General features: G+C 43.4%; 13 protein-coding genes and 1 tRNA gene. 10 read left to right on the top strand and 4 right to left on the bottom strand.

Translation table 11 applies throughout. From position 1 onward, the window contains the following. Positions 1-477, bottom strand: a 477-nt coding sequence (locus F8R90_RS02685) for a Mur ligase family protein (RefSeq protein WP_269141721.1), incomplete at its 3' end; no start/stop codon positions are given. An 84-nt stretch (positions 478-561) separates the two neighbouring features. Beyond that, positions 562-2715 carry a glycine--tRNA ligase subunit beta gene (gene glyS, locus F8R90_RS02680; protein ID WP_196509392.1) on the bottom strand — a complete coding sequence of 718 codons (2154 nt, stop codon included), beginning with the start codon at positions 2713-2715 and terminating at the stop codon, positions 562-564. Between the two features lie 256 nt (positions 2716-2971). Between glyS and F8R90_RS02675 the strand changes: the two genes are divergently transcribed. The 4 genes from F8R90_RS02675 (at position 2972) to F8R90_RS02660 (ending at position 10736) form a co-directional block, all read left to right on the top strand. After that, positions 2972-3328 (top strand): hypothetical protein, encoded by a 357-nt coding sequence (locus tag F8R90_RS02675; RefSeq protein WP_190899213.1) that lies wholly within the window; start codon positions 2972-2974, stop codon positions 3326-3328. A gap of 447 nt (positions 3329-3775) precedes the next feature. After that, positions 3776-5065, top strand: a complete 1290-nt coding sequence (locus F8R90_RS02670) for a glycosyltransferase family 4 protein (protein ID WP_196509390.1) — start codon at positions 3776-3778, stop codon at positions 5063-5065. Positions 5066-5838: 773 nt separating this feature from the next. Continuing rightward, a complete protein-coding gene (locus F8R90_RS02665; RefSeq protein WP_196509387.1) occupies positions 5839-7419 on the top strand; it encodes an efflux RND transporter periplasmic adaptor subunit in 1581 nt (526 codons plus the stop codon). Positions 7420-7544: 125 nt separating this feature from the next. Further along, complete coding sequence (locus tag F8R90_RS02660) at positions 7545-10736, top strand: efflux RND transporter permease subunit (RefSeq protein ID WP_196509384.1); 3192 nt, start codon at positions 7545-7547, stop codon at positions 10734-10736. Positions 10737-10934: 198 nt separating this feature from the next. Here the strand turns inward: F8R90_RS02660 and F8R90_RS02655 are convergent, their stop codons facing one another. After that, entirely contained in the window at positions 10935-12848 is a 1914-nt protein-coding gene (locus F8R90_RS02655; protein ID WP_196509381.1) for a heavy metal translocating P-type ATPase, read from the bottom strand. A gap of 159 nt (positions 12849-13007) precedes the next feature. On the opposite strand from F8R90_RS02655, the gene F8R90_RS02650 reads away from it, so the two are divergent. The 5 genes from F8R90_RS02650 (at position 13008) to F8R90_RS32620 (ending at position 19089) form a co-directional block, all read left to right on the top strand. Next, positions 13008-13181 (top strand): hypothetical protein, encoded by a 174-nt coding sequence (locus tag F8R90_RS02650; RefSeq protein WP_196509379.1) that lies wholly within the window; start codon positions 13008-13010, stop codon positions 13179-13181. 3 nt (positions 13182-13184) lie between these two features. Further along, the gene (locus F8R90_RS02645) at positions 13185-13373 is read left to right on the top strand and encodes a hypothetical protein (RefSeq protein ID WP_196509376.1); all 189 of its coding nucleotides are present in this window, start codon (positions 13185-13187) and stop codon (positions 13371-13373) included. Positions 13374-13400: 27 nt separating this feature from the next. Further along, positions 13401-14531, top strand: coding sequence for a precorrin-8X methylmutase (locus F8R90_RS02640; protein WP_196509397.1), 1131 nt, complete (start codon positions 13401-13403; stop codon positions 14529-14531). A gap of 357 nt (positions 14532-14888) precedes the next feature. Further along, on the top strand, positions 14889-18575 hold the full coding sequence (locus tag F8R90_RS02635; RefSeq protein ID WP_196509374.1) for a DUF4912 domain-containing protein: 3687 nt from the start codon (positions 14889-14891) through the stop codon (positions 18573-18575). 376 nt (positions 18576-18951) lie between these two features. After that, positions 18952-19089, top strand: coding sequence for a hypothetical protein (locus tag F8R90_RS32620; RefSeq protein ID WP_230966058.1), 138 nt, complete (start codon positions 18952-18954; stop codon positions 19087-19089). Between the two features lie 222 nt (positions 19090-19311). Here F8R90_RS32620 and F8R90_RS02625 read toward each other — a convergent pair. Then, positions 19312-19383: transfer RNA gene (locus F8R90_RS02625), tRNA-Val, on the bottom strand. Positions 19384-19672: 289 nt separating this feature from the next. On the opposite strand from F8R90_RS02625, the gene fbp reads away from it, so the two are divergent. Continuing rightward, the gene (fbp, locus tag F8R90_RS02620; protein WP_190899229.1) at positions 19673-20722 is read left to right on the top strand and encodes a class 1 fructose-bisphosphatase; all 1050 of its coding nucleotides are present in this window, start codon (positions 19673-19675) and stop codon (positions 20720-20722) included. The last annotated feature ends 173 nt before the right edge of the window (positions 20723-20895 follow it).

Raw genomic sequence — 20895 nt, 5'->3', positions numbered from 1 at the left:
GCCCCCTGCCCCTCTCCCCTTCCAAGATAGGGCAACTTCACAAGCGGCGTAGCCAATGTTACCGCAGGCGGGCGCGTCTAATTCTGCTGCTTGAAAAATGGCAGAAATTAAAGCTGTGGTAGTAGTTTTACCGTTAGTACCTGTAATTCCTACCCAAGGTAGAGATTGCAAATTTCGCCAAGCGAGTTCCATTTCCCCAATGGTTTCAATACCTAATTGGCGTGCCTTGATTAATACGGGAATATCCCAAGGCACGCCAGGACTAACGACTATTAATTGGGGTAAATTAGCACCATTCAATTCTAGGGATTGGCCTAGTTTCACGGTTATTTGATCGGCAGCGAGTTCTTGTTGTTGTTGTAGGAGGGTTTCGGAGGTGTTGCTATCACTTAGCTCCACCTCCCAACCTTCCCGTTTCAACAATCTCGCCGCAGCAACACCGGACTTTCCCAATCCAATTACAGTAGCTCTGGACATAGATTGCAGCAGAGTGTCCCTGGTTAAGCACTCCCTATAGTAGCGTTTATTGGCAAAAATTACACAACTTTTTGTTGACCTACGCTACAGATTTTTGACGATCACACCAAAGTCAGCTAAAACACGGGCATGATTGCGAACTAATCCAAGTAAGTGTAATCGATTACGTTTGATTTCTGGATCGGAGTCCATAACTAAAACGCTATCTGGGCCATCAAAGAAGTTACTAACTGTAGGGGCAATTTTGGCTAGTGCTGCTACTAACAGTTGATAATTCCGTGTCTGCTGTGCTGCTTGAGTTTGCGGCACTGATTCGATTAAGGCATTATACAAAGCTTCTTCAGAGGGCTTTTGGAATAATTCTTGACGGACGACAGTTGTCGGTTCTAGCTGTTTTGTATCCAAATCACCTTGGGCGGCTAATCGTGTGGAACGGTTAACGGTTTCGTAGATGTTATCTAAGGTACTGTCGTTGCGGATTTGTTGTAAGTATAAGGCGCGATCGCGGACATCTAACAAATCCTTTAACGTCCGTTCTGTGTATTCTGGGTCATTTTCTCCCAAAACTGCATTTACCAAGTCGTAATCAATCTGTTTTTCTTCTTGTAGTAAAGTGCGGATGCGTTGTAAGAAAAACTCTTGTAACGCTGCGGTTAATGATGCCTGGTCTTTGTGGTACTTTGCTGCAAAATCTGTGGCTATTTGTGCCAATAAATCATTTAAATTTATCGGCAAATTATAAAACCAAGTAATTTTGACTACAGCATTAGCCGCCCGACGCAAGGCGAAAGGATCAGAGGAACCAGAGGGAATTAAACCTAAACCAAAGATACTCACCAAGGTATCTAATCTATCTGCTAAACCGACAATTTGACCTGTAAGGGTTTCTGGGAAATTATCACTGGCTCCTGTAGGCAAATAATGTTGGTAAATTGCCTTTGCTACTTCGGCATCTTCACCACTAGCTAAGGCGTATTTTTCTCCCATAATGCCTTGCAATTCGGGGAATTCATACACCATTTGGCTGACCAAATCTGCTTTACATAATAAAGCGGCACGTTGGATTTTTTGGCTTTGATTTTCCGCTAATTCCAATTGGGTGCTTATTAGCTCGGCAATCTTAACTACTCTATCTACCTTGGTACGCACCGAACCCAATTCTTCTTGGAAAGTGACTTTTTCTAATTGTGGTAAAAAGCTATCTATTGGTTTAGTTAAATCAGCTTCGTAGAAAAATCTGCCATCAGCTAATCTGGCACGAATTACCCTTTCATTACCGACGGCAACAATATCTGATTTTTTGGGATCAGCGTTAGAAATAGTGATGAAATTAGGTAATAATTCTTGCTCCGAACTATCTGGTTTAAAGATAGGGAAATAACGCTGATGAGTAACCATGACTTCAGTAATTACCTCAGTTGGTAATTCTAAAAATTCTGGTTCAAATTTACCAACAACTGTAGAAGGATATTCTACAAGATTGGTTACTTCCTCTAACAAATCAGGGTAAATTACTGTATACCCGCCTAAATTTTCTGCTACTGCCTTTACTCGCTCTTTGATAATATTTGCCCGTTCTTCTGGGTCAACGGTGACAGAGGCATCCTTGAGAGCGGTAACATAATCAGTAGCTTGAGCAATTGTCACAGGTTCAAGATGCAAGACCCGATGACCTTGAGAAATGCGATCGCTCTGAATCGTTTTAGAACCATTCACTAATTCCAGAGGTAGCACTGTTGCATCTAACAAAGCTACCAGCCAGCGAATTGGTCGGGAAAACCTTGCATCCCCATCACCCCAACGCATCAACCGCTTACCTTCTAAACCCCAAATCCACTGGGGAACAAGTTCTGTCAAAATTTCCGCTATAGGACGGCCGGGAATTCTTTTTTGCACAAAGACAAATTCCCCTTTGTCAGTGGGGCGAAGGAACAGCGCATCCAATTCCACACCTTGCTTTTTGGCAAAGCCGATAGCAGCAGCAGTCGGCTGACCATCTTTAAAGGCAGCTTGGGCAGGGGGCCCTTTAATTTCTTCTTCTCGGTCTGCTTGCTGGGATGGTAGACCTTTAATCACTACCGCCAAACGCCGAGGAGTACCATACACCTGAACACTTTCGCCATTGATGCTGTTTGCTTCCAAACTTTGAGGAATGCGCTCTCGCCACTGTATTAAAGCATCACTGAGAAAGCTTGCAGGTAATTCTTCTGTACCAACTTCTAATAGAAACGCAGGCATAGGTCACTGTTTTCAACTTTGCGTAGCTCAACTTTATCAGTTATTATCAGGCGATCGCTCGTGATTTTTAGCTAATAAACCTTGCTACATACATCAAAATGGATAAAGTTGAGCTTAGATTTGTTAGATAGACTTGGCATTTTCTCTAAAAATGTAAAAAACAAGTTTTTCTCTTAATTGATTTATTACATTTGCCACTATACTTTTATGCAGTATCTACTTATACAGATTGATATCGTAAGCTTCCTACTGTCTGATGTATTTATATTTGCATCATGGCAATAAATTTTGGAGTTATGACAATGAAAAATATTTTCGCCAAAATCGCTGCTACCACAGCAACCAGTCTTGCGTAGGCGTAGCCTTTGCTACGTTGGGTGTAGGTTCAACTTTGAAGACAAAGCAAGCCGATTGCTATAAATTAGGGCTTTCTAGTCAGAGCTTGCCAAATTTACTAAATGTCTATTCTAGCCCTACTAGTTCAGTTAACTGGTGGGGCTACCATTCAACCTCATTGGTTCGCCATCAACACTATACTATGTGCCAGTTTAAAGGGCGGAATGCGGGTTATATGCACGAGCTTAAATATAATGCTACAATCCCCCAAGTGTAAATTTAGGCATTTGTTCAGAAACAACCAGGGCAAATATTGTCATGATTGCCAGAAACTAAAACCTATGTCTATAAGAGGATGTTTTAAAAGGGTCTTTTACTCTCATGGTGAGCACAGCAAAACATTTTAGTACATAACTGAAACCTTATGTTTTCGTTGTAGTTAATCCAAGTCAGAACCAGAAAATTATGTCTTCTGAAACTTTTAAAACAACCACTAGAAACCCAAGCTATTTACACAATGTGATATTTTGATTGTTAGGTGATTTAATATAATAGAAAAACTCTCTTTTAAAAATCACTCAAATATTCATAAACAATGTTTAACGCAATGTTAATGAAACAAATTTACAAATTAAAACAAGTAATAAAAGTAGCAGCCCCTACTGACTATTAAGGAATAAATCCGATTATCTCAGGCTGTCTTCAAAAAATTCACAAATAGCTCATGCACATTCTGATTTATTCCTACAACTATCATCCAGAGCCGATTGGAATTGCTCCGTTAATGACTGAATTGGCAGAAGGACTAGTAAAGCGAGGTCATGAAGTGCGGGTGATTACGGGAATGCCCAACTATCCTCAGCGCGAAATTTATGATGAGTATCGGGGTAAGTGGTACCTTACTGAACAAAGAAATGGTGTAACTATTCAACGGAGTTACCTCCGAATTAAGTCTAAACCTAACCTCCTAGATCGGCTGTTACTGGAGTTGAGCTTTGTTTTCACGAGCTTACCCCAAGCCTTTAAAGGTGGACGACCCGATGTGATTATCTTAACAGTCCCGCCTCTTTTAGGTATATTACCAGCAACAATATTTGGTTGGTTATACAACTGCCCAATAGTTCTGAATGTGCAAGATATTTTACCAGAAGCTGCCGTGCGTATCGGGCTTTTGAAGAACAAATGGATGATCCGAACTCTTGCAGCCCTAGAGAAATTTGCATATCGGACTGCACATACTATTAGTGTAATCGCCGATGGGTTTCGTGAGAATTTAGTGAATAAGGGAGTACCTGTTAATAAAATCGTTTGTATTCCCAATTGGGTGAATGTAAATTTCATCCGCCCTTTACCGAAACAGAACAACTCCTGGATATCTAGCCATCAACTGGATGGGAAATTTGTAGTACTTTATTCGGGCAATATTGCTCTAACGCAAGGTTTAGAAACAGTAATAGAAGCAGCAGTTTACTTGCGCCATATTAGGGAGATTGTCTTTGTTATCGTTGGCGAATCAATAGCATTGCAAAGGTTGCAAGAATATTGTCTTTTAAATGGAGCAGATAATGTTTTGCTGCTACCGTTGCAGCCACGAGAAAAACTACCCGAAATGCTAGCAGCATCTGATGTAGGGTTGATTGTGCAAAAGCGCAATGTGATTTCGTTCAATATGCCTTCAAAAATACCACTGCTGTTGGCGAGTGGTCGCCCGATTGTGGGTTCAGTTCCCGCCACTGGTACTGCTGCTAAAGCAATCAAACTCAGTGGTGGTGGGATAATTGTTGAGCCAGAATCACCCTCAGCAATGGCTACTGCGGTGCATGATTTATATGCTAATCCTACTCTAGGGGCGAGGTTAGGTAACGCAGGAAGACAGTTTGCCGAAGAAAACTATTCCTTAGAGCAAGCACTTAATCGCTATGAAGGGCTGCTTTCTCATATTGTTGCTAACCGAAAATCAACTGTAGGTACTTTGTCGAAATTAAATTCCAAAAAATCAGTTGTGGATGGTTGAAAAGGGCTGGAGACTGGGGATTTTTTGATAATTAGCGAACATTAAGCGACTAGGAAGACAAAGCCATAATTAGGAAAAATTAAATCACCCAAATGGGTGAGTTACAAATCAACCGATCGGGTGACCTAAGTGTAGGAAGTTGAGACTGCTCAAAAATAGGATTCTAGAGAACACTGATTGATTGCACATCGTTCTTAGTGAGGATAACTCTATGAAACTTGCAACCTTGCTTAATAAAGCTGAATTAACAGCGTAGGTAGCCCGCCATTGGCATCGCTCCATAACCTTCTCTTCCCTAAGATCAGTATTCACTACGATTTAAGAGCGATAAACTCATCTGTAACTTGTACTTATCTCGTCTTTTATGTGGTTATAATGCAAGCAAGCGCTTGCAAACGCTTATAGAAAACTTAGCATCAAGGACGGCACAAACTCGTGCACGCTTGATAAAGGCAGTAACTGAGGTGTTTGCGACAGCAAGATAAACCGTGTTTTCTCTCTGAGCTAAAGTCATGGGTTTCTACTGACTAAAAAAGTTTTATAAATTACACTTTAAAAAACCGATAACAGTTAAATAATTTACAAAACAACCATAATGTGCTGAAGACTATTTGTTTGTTTTAGGTGCTAGACAACGTGAGCGATCGCCCAAATACCCAAATACATATTTGTCACCAACATCAAGAAAAAAGGGCTAAAAAATGATCCAAACAATGCTTTTTTAGCGAAGAGTAGATTGCCCAAGTCTAAATCCACAAGACAAGAAACCGAAGATGTCTCATTCTGAGTTCCCTGATTCTCATCTGCCCGTTGAAATAGAACAGCCTACTGTTAATGATTCTAGTCAAGAGTCGCAACCATTGTTAGAGCGATCGCCTAAGCCACCTCAAAAGCGGCGTTGGCCTCTGCTGTTGGGAATCGTCCTATTAATTACAGGTGTTGGTTTTGGTTGGCGCTGGTGGCAAACTAGTAGCGCTAGCGATGCACCTGCTGGGGCCGCAGCTGGTCAACCGATGGCAATTCCCGTCAAGCTAGCAACTGTGGAAACTGAAACTGTGCAGGAAAGTTCGGAGTTTATTGGCTCCTTAGAGGCTCCACGTTCGGTAATCATTAGACCACAGGTTGAAGGACGAGTAACGCAGATTTTCATCCAAGAGGGCAACCGTGTTCAACAAGGGCAAGTTATCCTTAGCCTGGAAAGTGATAGTGTCCAAGCTCAATTATCACAAGCAAAAGCTGGACTAGAACAAGCTCAAGCAAGGCTTGCTGAACTCAAAGCGGGCACGCGACAAGAAGAAATTGCCCAAGCTAGAGCGCAGTTAACCCAAGCCCAAGCTCGTTATAGAGATGCCCAATCGGGATCGCAACCAGAAGAAATTGCTCAGGCTGAGGCTCAAATTCAGTCAGCTAAATCTGATGTGGAACTAGCACAGTCACGAGCCAAGCGATACGCACAATTGAGAAAAGAGGGTGCAGTTTCCCAAGATACTTTAGAAGGATATGTCAAAGAACAGGAAAGTGCTGAAGCTGCCCTTGTCGTAGCCCAGAAACGCCTAGACCAAGTTCGCAAAAGCAGAAATTCTAGTATCAATGAGCTAGCTGGTGCTCTGGAACAACAGAAACAAAACTTAAGGCAACTAGAAAATGGTTCCCGCCCAGAAGAAATTGCCCAGGCGCGATCGCAAGTAAGTCAAGCAGCTGCCCAAGTCCAAGCTGCTCAAGTCCAACTGCAATACACAAAAGTCCTAGCTCCTTTCACTGGCATTGTTGGTGATATTCCAACAAAGGTGGGAGATTATGTAGAAAAAGCAGACCAGCTCACTACATTAACTAGAAACGACTCTTTAGAACTGAATATTTCCGTTCCCCTAGAAGAAGCCAAAAATCTGCGCTTGGGATTACCAGTGCAAATGCTGAACGCCCAAGGCCAACCCACAGCAAGGGGTAAGCTGAGTTTCATCTCTCCAAATGCCAGTTCCGATTCGCAGACAGTTTTAGTTAAAGCCAACTTTGGTAATTCTAGAAGTCAACTGATCAATCGCCAGACAGTGCAAACCAAAGTGATCTGGAACGAACGTCCAGGAATCTTAATTCCAGTTACAGCAATATCTCGTTTGGGTGGGGAAACTTTTGTGTTTGTGGCTCAAGCGCCAGCAGAAAAGCCTAAACCTGGAGCGCCATCTTTAGTGGCTCAACAAAAACCTGTGAAATTGGGAGTTATTGAGGGGAATAATTATCAAGTTATCGACGGACTAAAGGCTGGAGACAAAATAGTTGTTTCCGGTATTCTCAACCTAACTAATGGCGCTCCTATCTCTCCTGCACCACAAGAAGTGGGTAGTCTAAAGCCTTAGTTGAAGACGGGAGCAGAGGAGACAAGGGGACAAGGGGACTTGAGTGAGAACTTGCAACAAGTCTTTCCCATTGTCCCCAAGTCCTCTTTCCAATGCCAAATACCCAATCCCCAATTTTTTAAACTATGTTTGTTGACTTCTTTATTAAGCGGCCAATCTTTGCGTCGGTCTGTGCGATCGTCATTCTTTTAATAGGATTAATCAGTATTCCCTCACTACCGATCGCAAGATTCCCAGAAATTAGTCCCACCCAAATCAGTGTGACTTCCAACTACAGCGGAGCTAGTGCAGAAGTCGTAGAAAGCGGAGTGACAAATATCTTAGAAAGGCAAATCAACGGGATTGAAGGACTAAGATATCTTACTTCCAGTAGCAGTAACGATGGTACTAGTACCATTACAGCCACCTTTGATTCATCACGGGATAAAGATATTGCGGCTGTGGATGTGCAAAACCGTGTTTCTGTTGCCCAACCACAACTACCAGACTCTGTGCAGCGCACAGGAGTGCGGGTATCAAAAGAGTCTAACAACATTCTCTTAGCAATTGGTTTATTTGCCGAGAATAAAGAGTACGACAATATATTCTTAAGCAACTATGCCGACCTTTACCTAGCAGATGCTTTAAAAAGAGTCAAAGGGGTGAGCAACGCTCAAATTTTTGGTGAACGCCGCTACGCAATGCGCCTGTGGTTAGATCCAAGTCGCCTTGCCAGTCGAGGACTAACGACTCAGGATGTAGCAAATGCTTTATCTGCACAAAACTTGCAAGTTGGTGCAGGGAGAATTGGACAAGAACCGGCTCCTGAAGGACAAAGATACCAACTTGATGTGCGTGCTGATAGCCGATTAGAAGAACCATCAGAGTTTGAAGAAATTGTCTTGAAAACTGAAGATGATGGTACTTTAGTCAAGCTTAAAGATGTAGGTAAAGCAGAACTGGGTGCAGAAAATTACAACACATTTCTGCGGTTCCGGGGCAACGATGCTGTAGGTTTAGGGATTTATCAGGTTCCTGGCAGTAATGCCTTGGATGTAGCGAAAGGAGTCAAAGCTGAAATGGAGCGATTGGCTCCGAGTTTTCCCCCAGGAATGAAATATCAGGTAGCTTTTGACACAACATCGTTTGTAGAAGAGTCGATGGCAGAAGTCATCAAGACTCTGATTGAAGCGGTGGTGCTGGTTGTAATTGTAATTTTTGTGTTCTTGCAGGATTGGCGAACCACTTTAATTCCAGCACTGACTATTCCTCTAGCACTAATTGGGACATTTGCCTTCATCAAAATTTTTAACTTTTCCATTAATAGTTTGACTTTGTTTGGTCTGACCTTAGCATCGGGGATGGTAGTAGACGATGCGATCGTTGTGGTGGAGCAAATTAGCCGTTTTATTCAGGATAAAGGAATTAATCCTCGCCGAGCCGCTAGTGAATCAATGGCGGAACTATTTGGCGCGGTTATTGCCACTTCACTAGTATTGATGGCGGTGTTTGTGCCAGTGGCGTTTTTTCCGGGAACCACGGGCGCACTTTATCGACAATTTGCGCTGACGATCGCTTTTTCCATTGCGATTTCGACTTTTTTGGCTTTGACCCTAACACCTTCTTTATGTGGCGTGCTGTTACGTCAAGAACAAAGACCTCCCAGGTGGATTGGCTGGCTGTTTGACCTAATTAATCGATTCCTAGAATGGGTAAGGTCAAGTTATGAGCGATCGCTTACCTGGATGGTACGATTCAAAAGCATCGTCATTGGACTGTTTATCGTTTCTTTGGGTATGACTGCTTGGCTGTACACCACAGTACCGACAGCCTTTCTACCCGATGAAGACGAAGGCTACTTCATCACCATCATCCAAGGGCCCCAAGGCGTATCGCTGCAATATACCAGCGATGTTATGGCACAAGTAGAAAAAGAAATCTTGCCACTTCCAGAAGTGCTAGGGACTTTTGCGATCGGTGGATTTGGTTTTAGTGGTAGCACCGCCAATAGCGGCATTATATTTACAACTTTAAAACCTTGGGCAGAACGCTCAAGACCCGATCAATCAGTACAGGCGATTATTGGCAAATTGCAAGGGAAGTTGTTGGCAATCCCAGAAGCCAGGGTCTTTCCTGTGAATCCACCACCAATTCAGGGTTTAGGCAACTTTGGCGGCTTCGTCTTTCAAATGCAAGACCGCAGAGGTAACAGTGGTTTAGCAAATTTAGTAGAGTCGATGGGTAAGTTGCTAGGTCGCGCTAATCAAACACCAGGATTACAAGCTGTATTTAGCACCTTTGCCGCAGATACACCACAATTGCTTGTGGAAGTAAACCGTAATAAAGCCAACGCGTTGCAAGTTTCTATAGATGATATCTTCAGTACTTTACAAACTGCTTTGGGATCACAATATGTGAATGATTTCAATCTCCAGCAGCGCAATTACCGGGTGTATATCCAGGCAGATCAACAGTTTCGTTCCAATCCAAAAGATATTGGCAAACTATACGTTCGTTCTCAAAAGAATCAAATGATTCCTTTGAGTAACTTAGTCACAGTTACTCCAACTGTGGGAGCGCAAACGATAAATCACTACAATTTGTTCCGTTCAATTGAAATTAATGGTGCCGCCGCTCCTGGCTCCAGTTCTGGAGACGCAATTAAAGCAATGGAACAAGTTGCTAAAGAAGTTTTACCAGCAGGTTATGGTTATGAATGGTCAGGAACTGCATTAGAAGAAATAGACTCTGGTGGTTTAGCACCCCTGATCTTTGGATTAGGAATAATCTTTGTGTTTTTGGTACTAGCTGCTCAATACGAGAACTACGTTGATCCCTTTATCATTCTGTTATCAGTTCCCTTAGCTATCTTTGGAGCGCTGATAGCTCAATCAATGCGAGGTTTTGCTAATGATGTTTACTGTCAAATTGGGCTGGTAATGTTGATTGGTTTAGCTAGTAAGAACGCTATTTTGATTGTGGAATTTGCTAACCAATTGCGAGATCAAGGACTTTCGATTACCAAAGCAGTAATTGAGGCTTCACAAGAGCGTCTACGTCCAATTTTGATGACTGCCTTTTCTACACTATTGGGGATTTTCCCGTTAGCTATTGCTACAGGTGCTGGCGCGGGAAGTCGGCAATCTTTGGGAACAACAGTATTTGGGGGAATGTTAATTGCGACTTTCTTGAGTTTGTTTGTAGTACCGATTTTGTATATCGTGATTAAGACGACAACAGAGCGCTTGATCAAACCAAATCGGCATCAAGAATTGCAAACAGATACAGTTTCATTGGATGGTAAAACTGCTGCATATTCAACAAAAGCTGAGGATTAATTCGTAATTCGTAATTAATTGTCCCCTATCTTTTATGCCCCTCTTCCCTGTCCCCTATAAACATCGTAGTATGAGGAGATGGGGAAAACTAATTTCAAATTTTAATAAACCGCAGAGGCGCAGAGAAGCCAGTGCGCCCTTGCGGTTCCCCGACTTGTAGCAACTGGCGCGACACAGAGATAAAGAGAGAAAAGTGGTTTATTTCAGTAATCTTAGACCACTAAGGGTAACTAATACTGTAGAACCTTCATGCCCAATCACGCCGATAGGTAGGTTAATATTTCCTAGAAAGTTGCCCACCAAAAGCAACATAATGAAACCCAACGCTACGAATATATTCTGTTTGACTATGGATTGCGATCGCCTACCCAAATGTATCGCCACGGCAATTTTCTCTAACTTGTCTGCCATCAGTACTATATCTGCGGTTTCTAATGCCACATCACTACCAGATACTCCCATCGCTATACCTACAGATGCTTGGGCTAGGGCTGGTGCATCATTAATTCCATCGCCCACCATTGCCACAGTTTGATATTGTTGCTGTAGACTGCGGATAACATCAAGCTTATCTTCTGGTAGAAGTTGAGCATATACTCGATCAATTCCTACTGCTTTAGCAACACTGTGAGCAGTTTCCTCATTATCCCCGGTTAACATGACAATTTGTTCAACTCCCAGTTTCTTTAACCGGGTAATGGTTGCGGCTGCTTGCAATCTTACTTCATCTGCGATCGCAATTACACCCATCACCTCTGCTATATCTCCCTGTGCTACCCAAACTACAGTTTTACCTTCTTGCTCTAAAGATTGAGCCATTTTTCGTAATTCTTCAGGTAAATTTGTCACATACTGTTGCACAAAAACGGCATTCCCCACAATTACCTGTTGTTCTTGAGCGATTCCTACAATTCCCTGTCCAGGTATGGCTTGTACTTCAACTGCGCCAACCCAATCCAAATCACCAGCCGCCTGCACAATTGCCTTACCGATGGGATGTTCTGAAGAGGATTCCACACTAGCGGCGGCTTTTAATACATCTGCATGGGTGTATTCACTAACTGAGATTACCTTGTATACCTGCACCTGTCCTGTTGTTAGAGTACCAGTTTTATCAAATGCGATCGCTCGGACTTTGCCAATCTTCTCCAACTGCGCCCCATTCTTAAATAAAATTCCCTGTCTTGCACCATTGGCGATTCCCGAAAGCAGGGTGGGCATAATTGCAGCCATCAGCGCACAAGGAGAAGCAACCACCAGGAAGGTAAGCGCTCGATAAATCGTTGTTTCCCAATCCCAACCCCAAAGAAATGGCGGTAAAGTTGCCAGCAATACTCCGGCTACTACAATGACTTTGGCATATCCCTTCTCAAAGCGATCGATAAACTCTTGCGAAGGTGGTGCTTCTGTCTGCGCTTGTTCTACCAAGCGAATCACCCGCTGAATCAAGCTGCTTTGGGCTGGTTTGTGTACCTTAATCTGCAATGCACCATAGCCGTTGAGTGTGCCGGCAAATACTTCTGCGCCCACTGTTTTCTCTACAGGTAGAGACTCGCCTGTGATTGCAGCTTGATTGAGGGTGCTGTAACCAGATGAAATTATCCCATCAGTAGGAATTAGTTCTCCGGGTTTGACGACAATTTCATCACCCACTTTTAGCTGAGTGATAGGAATTTCCTCTTCCCTTCCCTGAAGTAAAACCCTTGCTGTATCTGGTGTCAGACTCATCAAACTCCTGATACTCCGCTCAGTTCGCGCCATTGCATAGCCTTCTAGTGCGCCACTGATAGCAAAGATCAGAATCAAAATTGCCCCATCAATAATTAGATGATATTCTCTTCGCCATAAGCCGAGACTAGCAGCACCAATCGCCGCCACGATCATCAGCAAATCTACATCAAGTTCTTTTTCTTTGAAGAGAGTTGTCAATCCCTCTCGCGCACTTTCGTAACCACCAATTACATAAGCAGCAGGTAGCAGTAGCAACGCCAATCCCAACCAACCGAGATGCAAGGCGAACCATCCGAGAAATAGCAGTAAGCCACACAAAAGGGCTGCTAATGTATCTGTGTGTTCTCTGGTGAATTGGCTGAAACGTTGGGGGTAGAGCATGAGAGGCGAATTAATAAGGACTATCTCACGCTAAACCTTGACATTGATGTTAATGTCAAGCTTAATGAATTTGAAACGTAGAGTGGGTAGGTTTGCAGAGTATATAGGCGATAATATGATACACGAGAACAAAGGTACTAATTTGCGATCGGTCATCTCTTGAAAGATATTCCAGCAGATAACCTGAATCAACTGGTTGAGTTCACCGCTATAAGTTCTGAGGGGTGGAATGTTCTTGAGCGTGTGATTGCCAATGCAAAGCATTACTATTCCGATGAGCAATTTCGTAATGCGGTTGATGCAGCGATCGCAGAGCAGGCTGCAACTTTTTAAAGCATGGTGGTCAACCTTAGCATTCAAGCTGATATCATCGACATCAAAACTGATAATCCCCAGCAGGGTGATATTTTCCTTGTAGATACCAACGTCTGGTTTTGGCAAACTTATACAAATGCTGGGGCGTTGCTGAATCACAATATGAATTATGCGATCGCCTTTTCTAAACGCCCCCTCGACAATAATTAACCTTTATTTAAGACGTAATTCGTGGAAATCAAAAGTAGCGAACTGACAATTAAGCAGTTAACGCACTTGGTAGGCGGCGGTTTAACTCCGCGGATGGTGCGCCATTATCATCAATTAGGACTGTTACCGCAACCAGTGCGATCGCGCAGCAATTACCGTCTCTACACCCAAAAAGATGTTCTCAGGTTGCAACGGATTGTAGCACTCAAGCAGCAAGGGTTTCAGCTAAACCACATCCGCAATATTTTGGAAGTGGAACCAGAAGCTGACACAACTGTTAACCTCATGGGACAACTTCAGCAGCAATATCGGGCGGTGATGCAACAAATTTCTCAACTGCGACAAACTGCATCAGCATTAGAAGGATTATTGGGGCGCGATCGCCATTGTCAAATTATGCAGGCGGAAGTTTTGGCACAACTCAAGTTACTTGATGTTGAAACTCAAGCCGGATTGGGGGGATTGGAAAATCTGTGGAGTGGTTTGGATGCCGAAATTCATACGCACTCGGAAGCTTTTTCAGAATCGCTACAACGCTTACTACCTGATTTATCTCACCGTTCGGAAATTGAACAACACTTAATTTCTCAGTTGGTTTTGGCTTGTGGCGATGTGAGTTTGGTGTCCTTTATCAAGTTGAGTCGAGGTGCGATCGCAGCTAGTCGAGTAGCTCTATCTTCAAGCTGTCAAATTGTTGTCGATACCCAAACGGTTGCTGCTGCTTTGGATCAAACTCGATTACTTCACTTGGGATGTCGGATTGAAACCTTGATTGATAATCCCCATATTACCACTGCCACGGAGGCAGAAGTTGCCTTTTGGCAACATCAAGAATGGCGAGAAAAATTGCAGCAAGTAAGTAAGGGTTGTGTGCTGGTAGTTGGTTATGCTCCCTCAGTGCTTGTAGAAGTTTGTGAGGCAATCGCTAACCAAAAAATTCAGCCTGCACTAGTAATTGGAATGCCCATTGGCTTTAGCCATGCTCCCGCAGCCAAACGACAACTGATGCAGCAAGAGATACCTTTTATTACAGTTGCAGGGACTTTGGGAGGTGGCGCTTTAGCTGCAACTGCCCTAAATGCTTTAGTAGAGTCACTGATTGATAAGCCAGATTGTCATTGTTATCTCAAAAATGTAGTAGATTCTGATGAGTGTTGAATAATAAGTACTCAGTACTCAGTACTACTGAAAATAATATTGTTAAATAATATTGAATTTGCTACACTTTACCAGTTTTAGTAATTCAATAATTCATAATTGTGGCCATAAGCTACCAACTTGGTATAAGTTGCAATCTAAATTAGAACATTTTATAGTAAACAGACTCTGGCAATTAGAGTATAAATTATCATGCTATCCAATCTACATCGAAGTATAAATCAATATAAGTGCGCTGAAGGAACTTAGAAGTAAAGATAACTCAGATGTATAATTAGCGCGTCTCCTCCATAATCCCTAACAAGATTGTGATTTAGGACTGGTAGGCTTTCTATTTTTTACTTTAATAAAGGGCATATGTGGCAACAAGAAAAAAAAGATACTTCAATAATCAGGCTGGTATTATGGGTTGCCTTAGCTACAACTCCTATGGCAGCAAGTTTGGTGGTATCAGCACCGATGCTGGCACAATCTAAACCTGATTCTCCCTCTTTTACACTGCCGCAAACAGTGCAAAATGGGACGATAGTGCGGATTGATGGTTCAAGTAGCTTGGGTGCAATCAACCAAAGCCTGAAAGAAAATTTTGAAAAACAGTTTTCCGGCACAAAGGTTGAAGTTGCTGCTAACGGCACAGATACGGCACTGAAAGATTTGCTAGATGGCAAAATCGACATAGTAGCGATGGGGCGTGGATTGACGCCAGCAGAAAAAGCCCAAGGACTGGAGCAAGTTCGCTTGCGCCGTGAGAAGATTGCGATCATTGTTAGTGCAGATAATCCATTCAAGCAAAGCTTAACCAGTAGGCAATTCGCCCGCATTTTCCGGGGACAAATTACCAATTGGTCACAACTGGGAGGGCCTTCAGAGAAGATTCGGGTAATCGATCGCCCTAACACGAGTGAAACTCGTGATACTTTTCGTACTTATCCAGCCTTCAAAACTGCTGAATTTACTACAGGGCCCAATGCTACCCAAGTAACTGAGGATAATACCGCAGAAATCATCAAACAACTGGGCAAAGACGGCATCAGCTATGTGTTAGCTAATCAGGTGTCGAAATTGAAAGATGTACGAGTTCTGCAATTACATCAAGCTTTGCCAGATGATGATAAATATCCCTTCTCGCAACCTTTAGTTTACGTTTACAAAAAAAATCCGAGTTTAAGCACAGTAGATTTTCTCGGCTTTACCCTTGCAGCCCCAGGACAGCAGGCTATAGAACAAGCTAGAACTGCTGAAGCAGAGGCGATCGCAGCTAGCTTATTACAACCTGCACTCACCCCTTCCCCTGATGCCCAGACAACACCTGCTGCTACAACTTCCCCTAGTGCAACTACTTCTGCATTTGGCGAACAGCCTTTTGTAGCTCCTGCTACTGCACAAACCAGTCCAATTGTAAATAGGGAAACACCATTTTGGTTGCTCCTACCTTTGTTTTTTACTACTGTAGGTGGAGCGTTTTTATGGTGGATTTTGGGAAAACGTCCATTACCCACTGAGAAAACAGACAACTTACCAGAATCAAATCCTCATCCACCCAACACAGATGATGGAGAAACGGCGGTGCTCAATGCCAGCACAGATGCCTCTCTTAACGGAGCGATGCTTGAAGAGCAACCAGTGCCGCACTTTCAAGAGCAAGAAACCCCTGATCGCATTCCTTTCAACATTTATACTCAAACACAATCTGATCTGACGGAGAATGCTACTCAGGAGACATCAAATTTAGTTCAAGAGGCAACTAATGGCACCTCTAGCTACTATGAAGGTACAACATCCGGCGTAGCTAATGGTTCAGAAAATAATAACTTGGGAGCCGCAGCTTTAACCAATGGTGCGGCTCTAGCAACAGGCATTGGGGCGGCCACCTGGTCTGCCTTTACCAATAAAGAAACAGAAACAAACACCATTGATGAGACAGTTCAGCTAAATAACTATACGGAGACAAGCACTCCTGAGTCTGATTCTGATGAAATTGCATGGGACATAGAAGCCCCAGCCGCTGTAGTAAATACTCCATATCCTCACCTGGCTAATATTCCAGAAGAGGCATCTAATGTGGAACTACCTTCATCTGAGGTGACAGCCCCACTCCCAGAATTAGCGGATGTGCCAGAAGTAACATCTGATTTTGGATATTGGGACACAGAAGTTGATGAAGATCAGATAGATGAGGAACTTCAGGCAGAATTGAACTGGCTAGAGAGTATTACCTCAACTGAAGATATAGCCTCAGTAGATGAATTACCCTTATTAGAGGATGACGAAGTGGCAGCCGACGTTGAACTGTCAGCGTTACAAACATCCTCACTGCTCGATTTGCCAGAATTGCCAGAAGATGTATTTAATGTGGTAGCGGATGCAGCTGAACCCACTGCCGATTTGCCAGAGGAAGAATCTCAAGCAGAGCCTACTGTTGAGGAAGATATTGCTGAAGCTGACTCCACAGATTTTGCTGCCGCTGCGGCTCTAGCAGCAGGCGTAGGGATTGCAGGCTGGACTACCATTTCTGGGTCAGATGCCGAAAGCCAAATTGATATTGCGGTTACCAATGTACCGATTGTGACCGAAACACCTATTGATTTGGTAGATGCAGAAGAAGAGAGCAGTATTTTGCTCACACCGCATACTTCTACATTGGCTCATGTCTCTTGGGAGATATCCGAACTCAAAAAGGCAGCGCTGCGCCAAGAAGGCGGCTCTCAATTGGTAGTGCGGCTCTACGATGTGACTGGAATAGACTTGAGTTATCAAAGTCCGCAGTTTGTACAGCAGTATGAATCTGAAGAAACAGCACACGAGCGCTTTGTGGAGATTCCCATCAGCGATCGCGATTACATAGCTGAAATTGGCTATGTCGCTGATGGCGATGCCTACGGCGGTAAACTACGCTGGTTATTCATTGCCCGTTCAGCAATTGTTCGTGTCTTTAGTCCTGTTAATCCAGATCCCATAGTTGATGATGTGGCGATTGCTGATGAAACAGATATTAACTTGGTAGATGCCCAAGAAGAGATCAGTGAAGAAGAGAGCAGTATCGTCCTCACACCCCGCACTCCTCAATGGGCTGATGTCTCTTGGGAGATTTCCGAAACCAAGAAAGCCGCGCTGCGCCAACAGGGCGGCTCTCAATTGGTAGTCCGGCTCTATGATGTAACTGGGATAGACCTTAGTTATCAAAGTCCCCAGCTTGTACAGCAGTATGAATGTGACGAGACAGCACACGATCGCTTTGTGGAAATTCCCATCAGCAATCGCGATTACATAGCTGAAATTGGCTATCTCGCTGATGGCGAACGCTGGTTGTCCATCGCCCATTCAGCGATCGTTCGTGTCTTCAGTCCTGTTCATTCAGATCCCATAGTTGATGATGTGGCGTTAACAAGCGAAACAGCTATTGTCCCTACAGATTTCACCGTTGAAGATGTAACTTTAACAAGCGAAACAGCTATTGACTTGGTAGATGTAGAAGAAGAGATCAGTGAAGAAGAGAGCAGTATTTTGCTCACACCTCGCACTCCCAAGTGGGCTTATGTCTCTTGGTACATTTCCAAGGCTCAGAACGCACTGCAACAACAAGGCGGCTCTCAACTGGTAGTGCGGCTCTATGATGTAACTGGGATTGATTTGAGTTATCAAAGTCCCCAACTTGTACAGCAGTATGAATGTGAAGAGGTAGCACGCGATCGCTTTGTGGCTATTCCCGTCAGCGATCGCGACTACATGGTTGAAATTGGCTATCTCGCTGATGGCGATCATTGGTTACTCATAGCCCGTTCACCTAATGTTCGGGTTTTCAATCGTTCCCACGAAGATTTTTGGTTTGTGGCAGATGCTGAGTTGATTATTCACGGAGCAACCCAACCAAATACAAGTGTAAACATTGGTGGCCATTCCATCAAAATAAAACCGGATGGTACTTTCCACCTCCGTCTTCCCTTTTCAGATGGTTTAATGGACTATCTCATAACGGTGGCTGCTGATGGGGAATCCACTAGAACTATCCATAAGAAGTTCTCCCAGGAAACTTCAGAAAGCTAGCAATTACTCTGACTTATTCCCTCTAACCCTATTCTCCCCTAAAAGGGGGAAATGGGGAGAGGGTTAATTTGCTGCTGTATGTAAATCAATACGCTTGAGTTAAGGATAATTCTAGGTTGGGTTGAACTTTATAAAGCATCATATTGAAGTTGAAGAACAATTTAGAAGTCAGAAATAAATATCAGATTTTTATAGTTGATGATACGTTTGAGCAAATTCTAGATTTATTTGGGCGGTATTCTTGGAAGCTCACGTCAAGTTAAATGCGGAACAGCTTATAGCGGTTTTCGTTTACGTGAGGTACACCCGTAGGGGCACGGCATGCCCATTGGTGTCAACTTAACGTAAAAACCAGTCTATAACCAGCTTTTAGATATTGTCTCGTTCCCAGTCTCCGACTGGGAATGCCGTCCTAGAGGCTCCGCCTCCCTTGCTGGCGGCAGAGCCGCCAGTACCAGCATTTCCAGCCCAGAGGCTGGAAACGAGATTTGAAAAGGCTTTTAGCTTAAGTTGACACGTATGGGCATGCCGTGCCCCTACTTGCGATATAATGTTGTATCGCATCTAAATGGGAATCGCTATAATGCAACCATTAAAGATGTAGCATTGTGAGCTTACCGTACCTTCGCCCCAATGTTTGGAAACTCAGAAAAGTTAATTGAGTTAAGGCTTTGCTGTATTAAAACATTAATTGCCCCTACAGCGTGTGTTTTGCGTAAGTCTTATATATATTAAGTGGGCGATACTGGATTTGAACCAGTGACCCCATCCGTGTGAAGGATGTGCGCTACCCCTGTGCTAATCGCCCAAGACTTCTTATATTATCATGACTTATTTAGATTTCCGGTTGCAAAAATACATTTAAACAAGGTGTAAGCTCGATGCTACCTATTACTGACTTAATCTTGGTGATGTCTAAGACGACTTACTACGTATCTAGGCTCTGAGTGCAGGGGCCAATGAAGATTCATTTCTTTAGTTTATCTAAAGTCACATCTAAGTTATCAAATTACCTTTCTAAGATAGAAGCAGCAACCATAAGTTGCCATACACGACTAAAACCCAATTAACAGCTAGTGGCTGCGGAGAATATAAAAATGGCTAAAGCGCCAGATTCTTTAGATTCGTCTATCAATGAAGTTACAGACAGAGCTTTAGATCGTGATTGTACAACCTTATCCCGTCACGTCCTCCAGCAACTTCAGAGTTTTTCGCCAGATGCACAGGATTTAAGTGCGCTGATGAATCGCATCGCCCTGGCCGGCAAACTGGTTGCTCGCCGCATGAGTCGCGCTGGTTTAATGGAAGGCGTTCTCGGATTTACTGGGGAAGTTAATGTGCAAGGAGAATCCGTCAAAAAGATGGATGTCTATGCCAATGATGTGTTTATCTCAGTGTTTAAGCAAAGCGGCTTAGTCTGTCGCCTAGCTTCTGAGGAAATGGAAAAACCCTACTATATCCCGGAAAATTGCCCCATTGGTCGCTATACCCTGCTGTATGACCCAATTGATGGCTCATCTAACACTGATAATAATCTCAGCTTGGGTTCTATTTTCGCCATTCGCCAACAAGAAGGAACTGATAGCGATGGTAAGGCAACTGACCTTCTCACCAACGGCCGTAAGCAACTCGCTGCCGGATACATCCTGTATGGGCCCTGCACGATGCTGGTTTATACTATAGGTAAGGGCGTTCATTCGTTTGTCCTTGATCCCAGCTTAGGAGAATTTATTCTCACAGAAGAAAATATTCGGATTCCTAACCACGGCTCTGTTTACAGCGTGAATGAAGGGAACTTCTGGCAGTGGGAAGAATCAATTCGAGAATACATCCGCTACGTTCATCGCACAGAAGGCTACAGCGCTCGTTATAGCGGCGCAATGGTGAGCGACATTCATAGAATTTTGGTTCAAGGCGGCGTGTTTCTCTACCCAGGCACAATTCAAAACCCAGATGGTAAATTGCGCTTGCTTTATGAAACCGCTCCTCTAGCCTTTTTGATTGAGCAAGCAGGCGGTCGTGCTACTACAGGACTGATGGACATCTTAGATGTGGTGCCAAAAAAACTGCATCAACGCACGCCTTTAATTATTGGTAGCAAAGAGGATGTAGCAAAGGTAGAGTCTTTTATTCAAAACGGACACTAGTGTAGAAAAGCACGATTCAGGAGAAAATAAAGTTTCTAAATAAAGCCTTTTAACTTTTTTCAACTGGATAGTTATTTTTGCCATGCTGCATTAGAAGACGGTGACAAAAGCATCAAGGATGCGTCTAGCCTATGGCATTAATTAAAAGTTAATCATGGTGATTTACGATTGGG

The sequence above is a fragment of the Nostoc sp. NZL genome, from assembly GCF_015714705.1.
GTDB classification, from domain to species: domain Bacteria; phylum Cyanobacteriota; class Cyanobacteriia; order Cyanobacteriales; family Nostocaceae; genus Nostoc; species Nostoc foliaceum_A.
This window is presented reverse-complemented; position numbering and strand designations above follow the sequence as displayed.

Bases quoted from the DNA above. Each gene is read 5' to 3' on its own strand.
- F8R90_RS02645 (WP_196509376.1), top strand. From the start codon at position 13,185: ATGGTGGTCAACCTTAGCATTCAAGCTGATATCATCGACATCAAAACT.
- F8R90_RS02675 (WP_190899213.1), top strand. From the start codon at position 2,972: ATGTATTTATATTTGCATCATGGCAATAAATTTTGGAGTTATGACAAT.
- F8R90_RS02660 (WP_196509384.1), top strand. From the start codon at position 7,545: ATGTTTGTTGACTTCTTTATTAAGCGGCCAATCTTTGCGTCGGTCTGT.
- F8R90_RS02635 (WP_196509374.1), top strand. From the start codon at position 14,889: ATGTGGCAACAAGAAAAAAAAGATACTTCAATAATCAGGCTGGTATTA.
- fbp (WP_190899229.1), top strand. From the start codon at position 19,673: ATGGCTAAAGCGCCAGATTCTTTAGATTCGTCTATCAATGAAGTTACA.
- glyS (WP_196509392.1), bottom strand. From the start codon at position 2,715: ATGCCTGCGTTTCTATTAGAAGTTGGTACAGAAGAATTACCTGCAAGC.
- F8R90_RS02655 (WP_196509381.1), bottom strand. From the start codon at position 12,848: ATGCTCTACCCCCAACGTTTCAGCCAATTCACCAGAGAACACACAGAT.
- F8R90_RS02670 (WP_196509390.1), top strand. From the start codon at position 3,776: ATGCACATTCTGATTTATTCCTACAACTATCATCCAGAGCCGATTGGA.
- F8R90_RS02665 (WP_196509387.1), top strand. From the start codon at position 5,839: ATGTCTCATTCTGAGTTCCCTGATTCTCATCTGCCCGTTGAAATAGAA.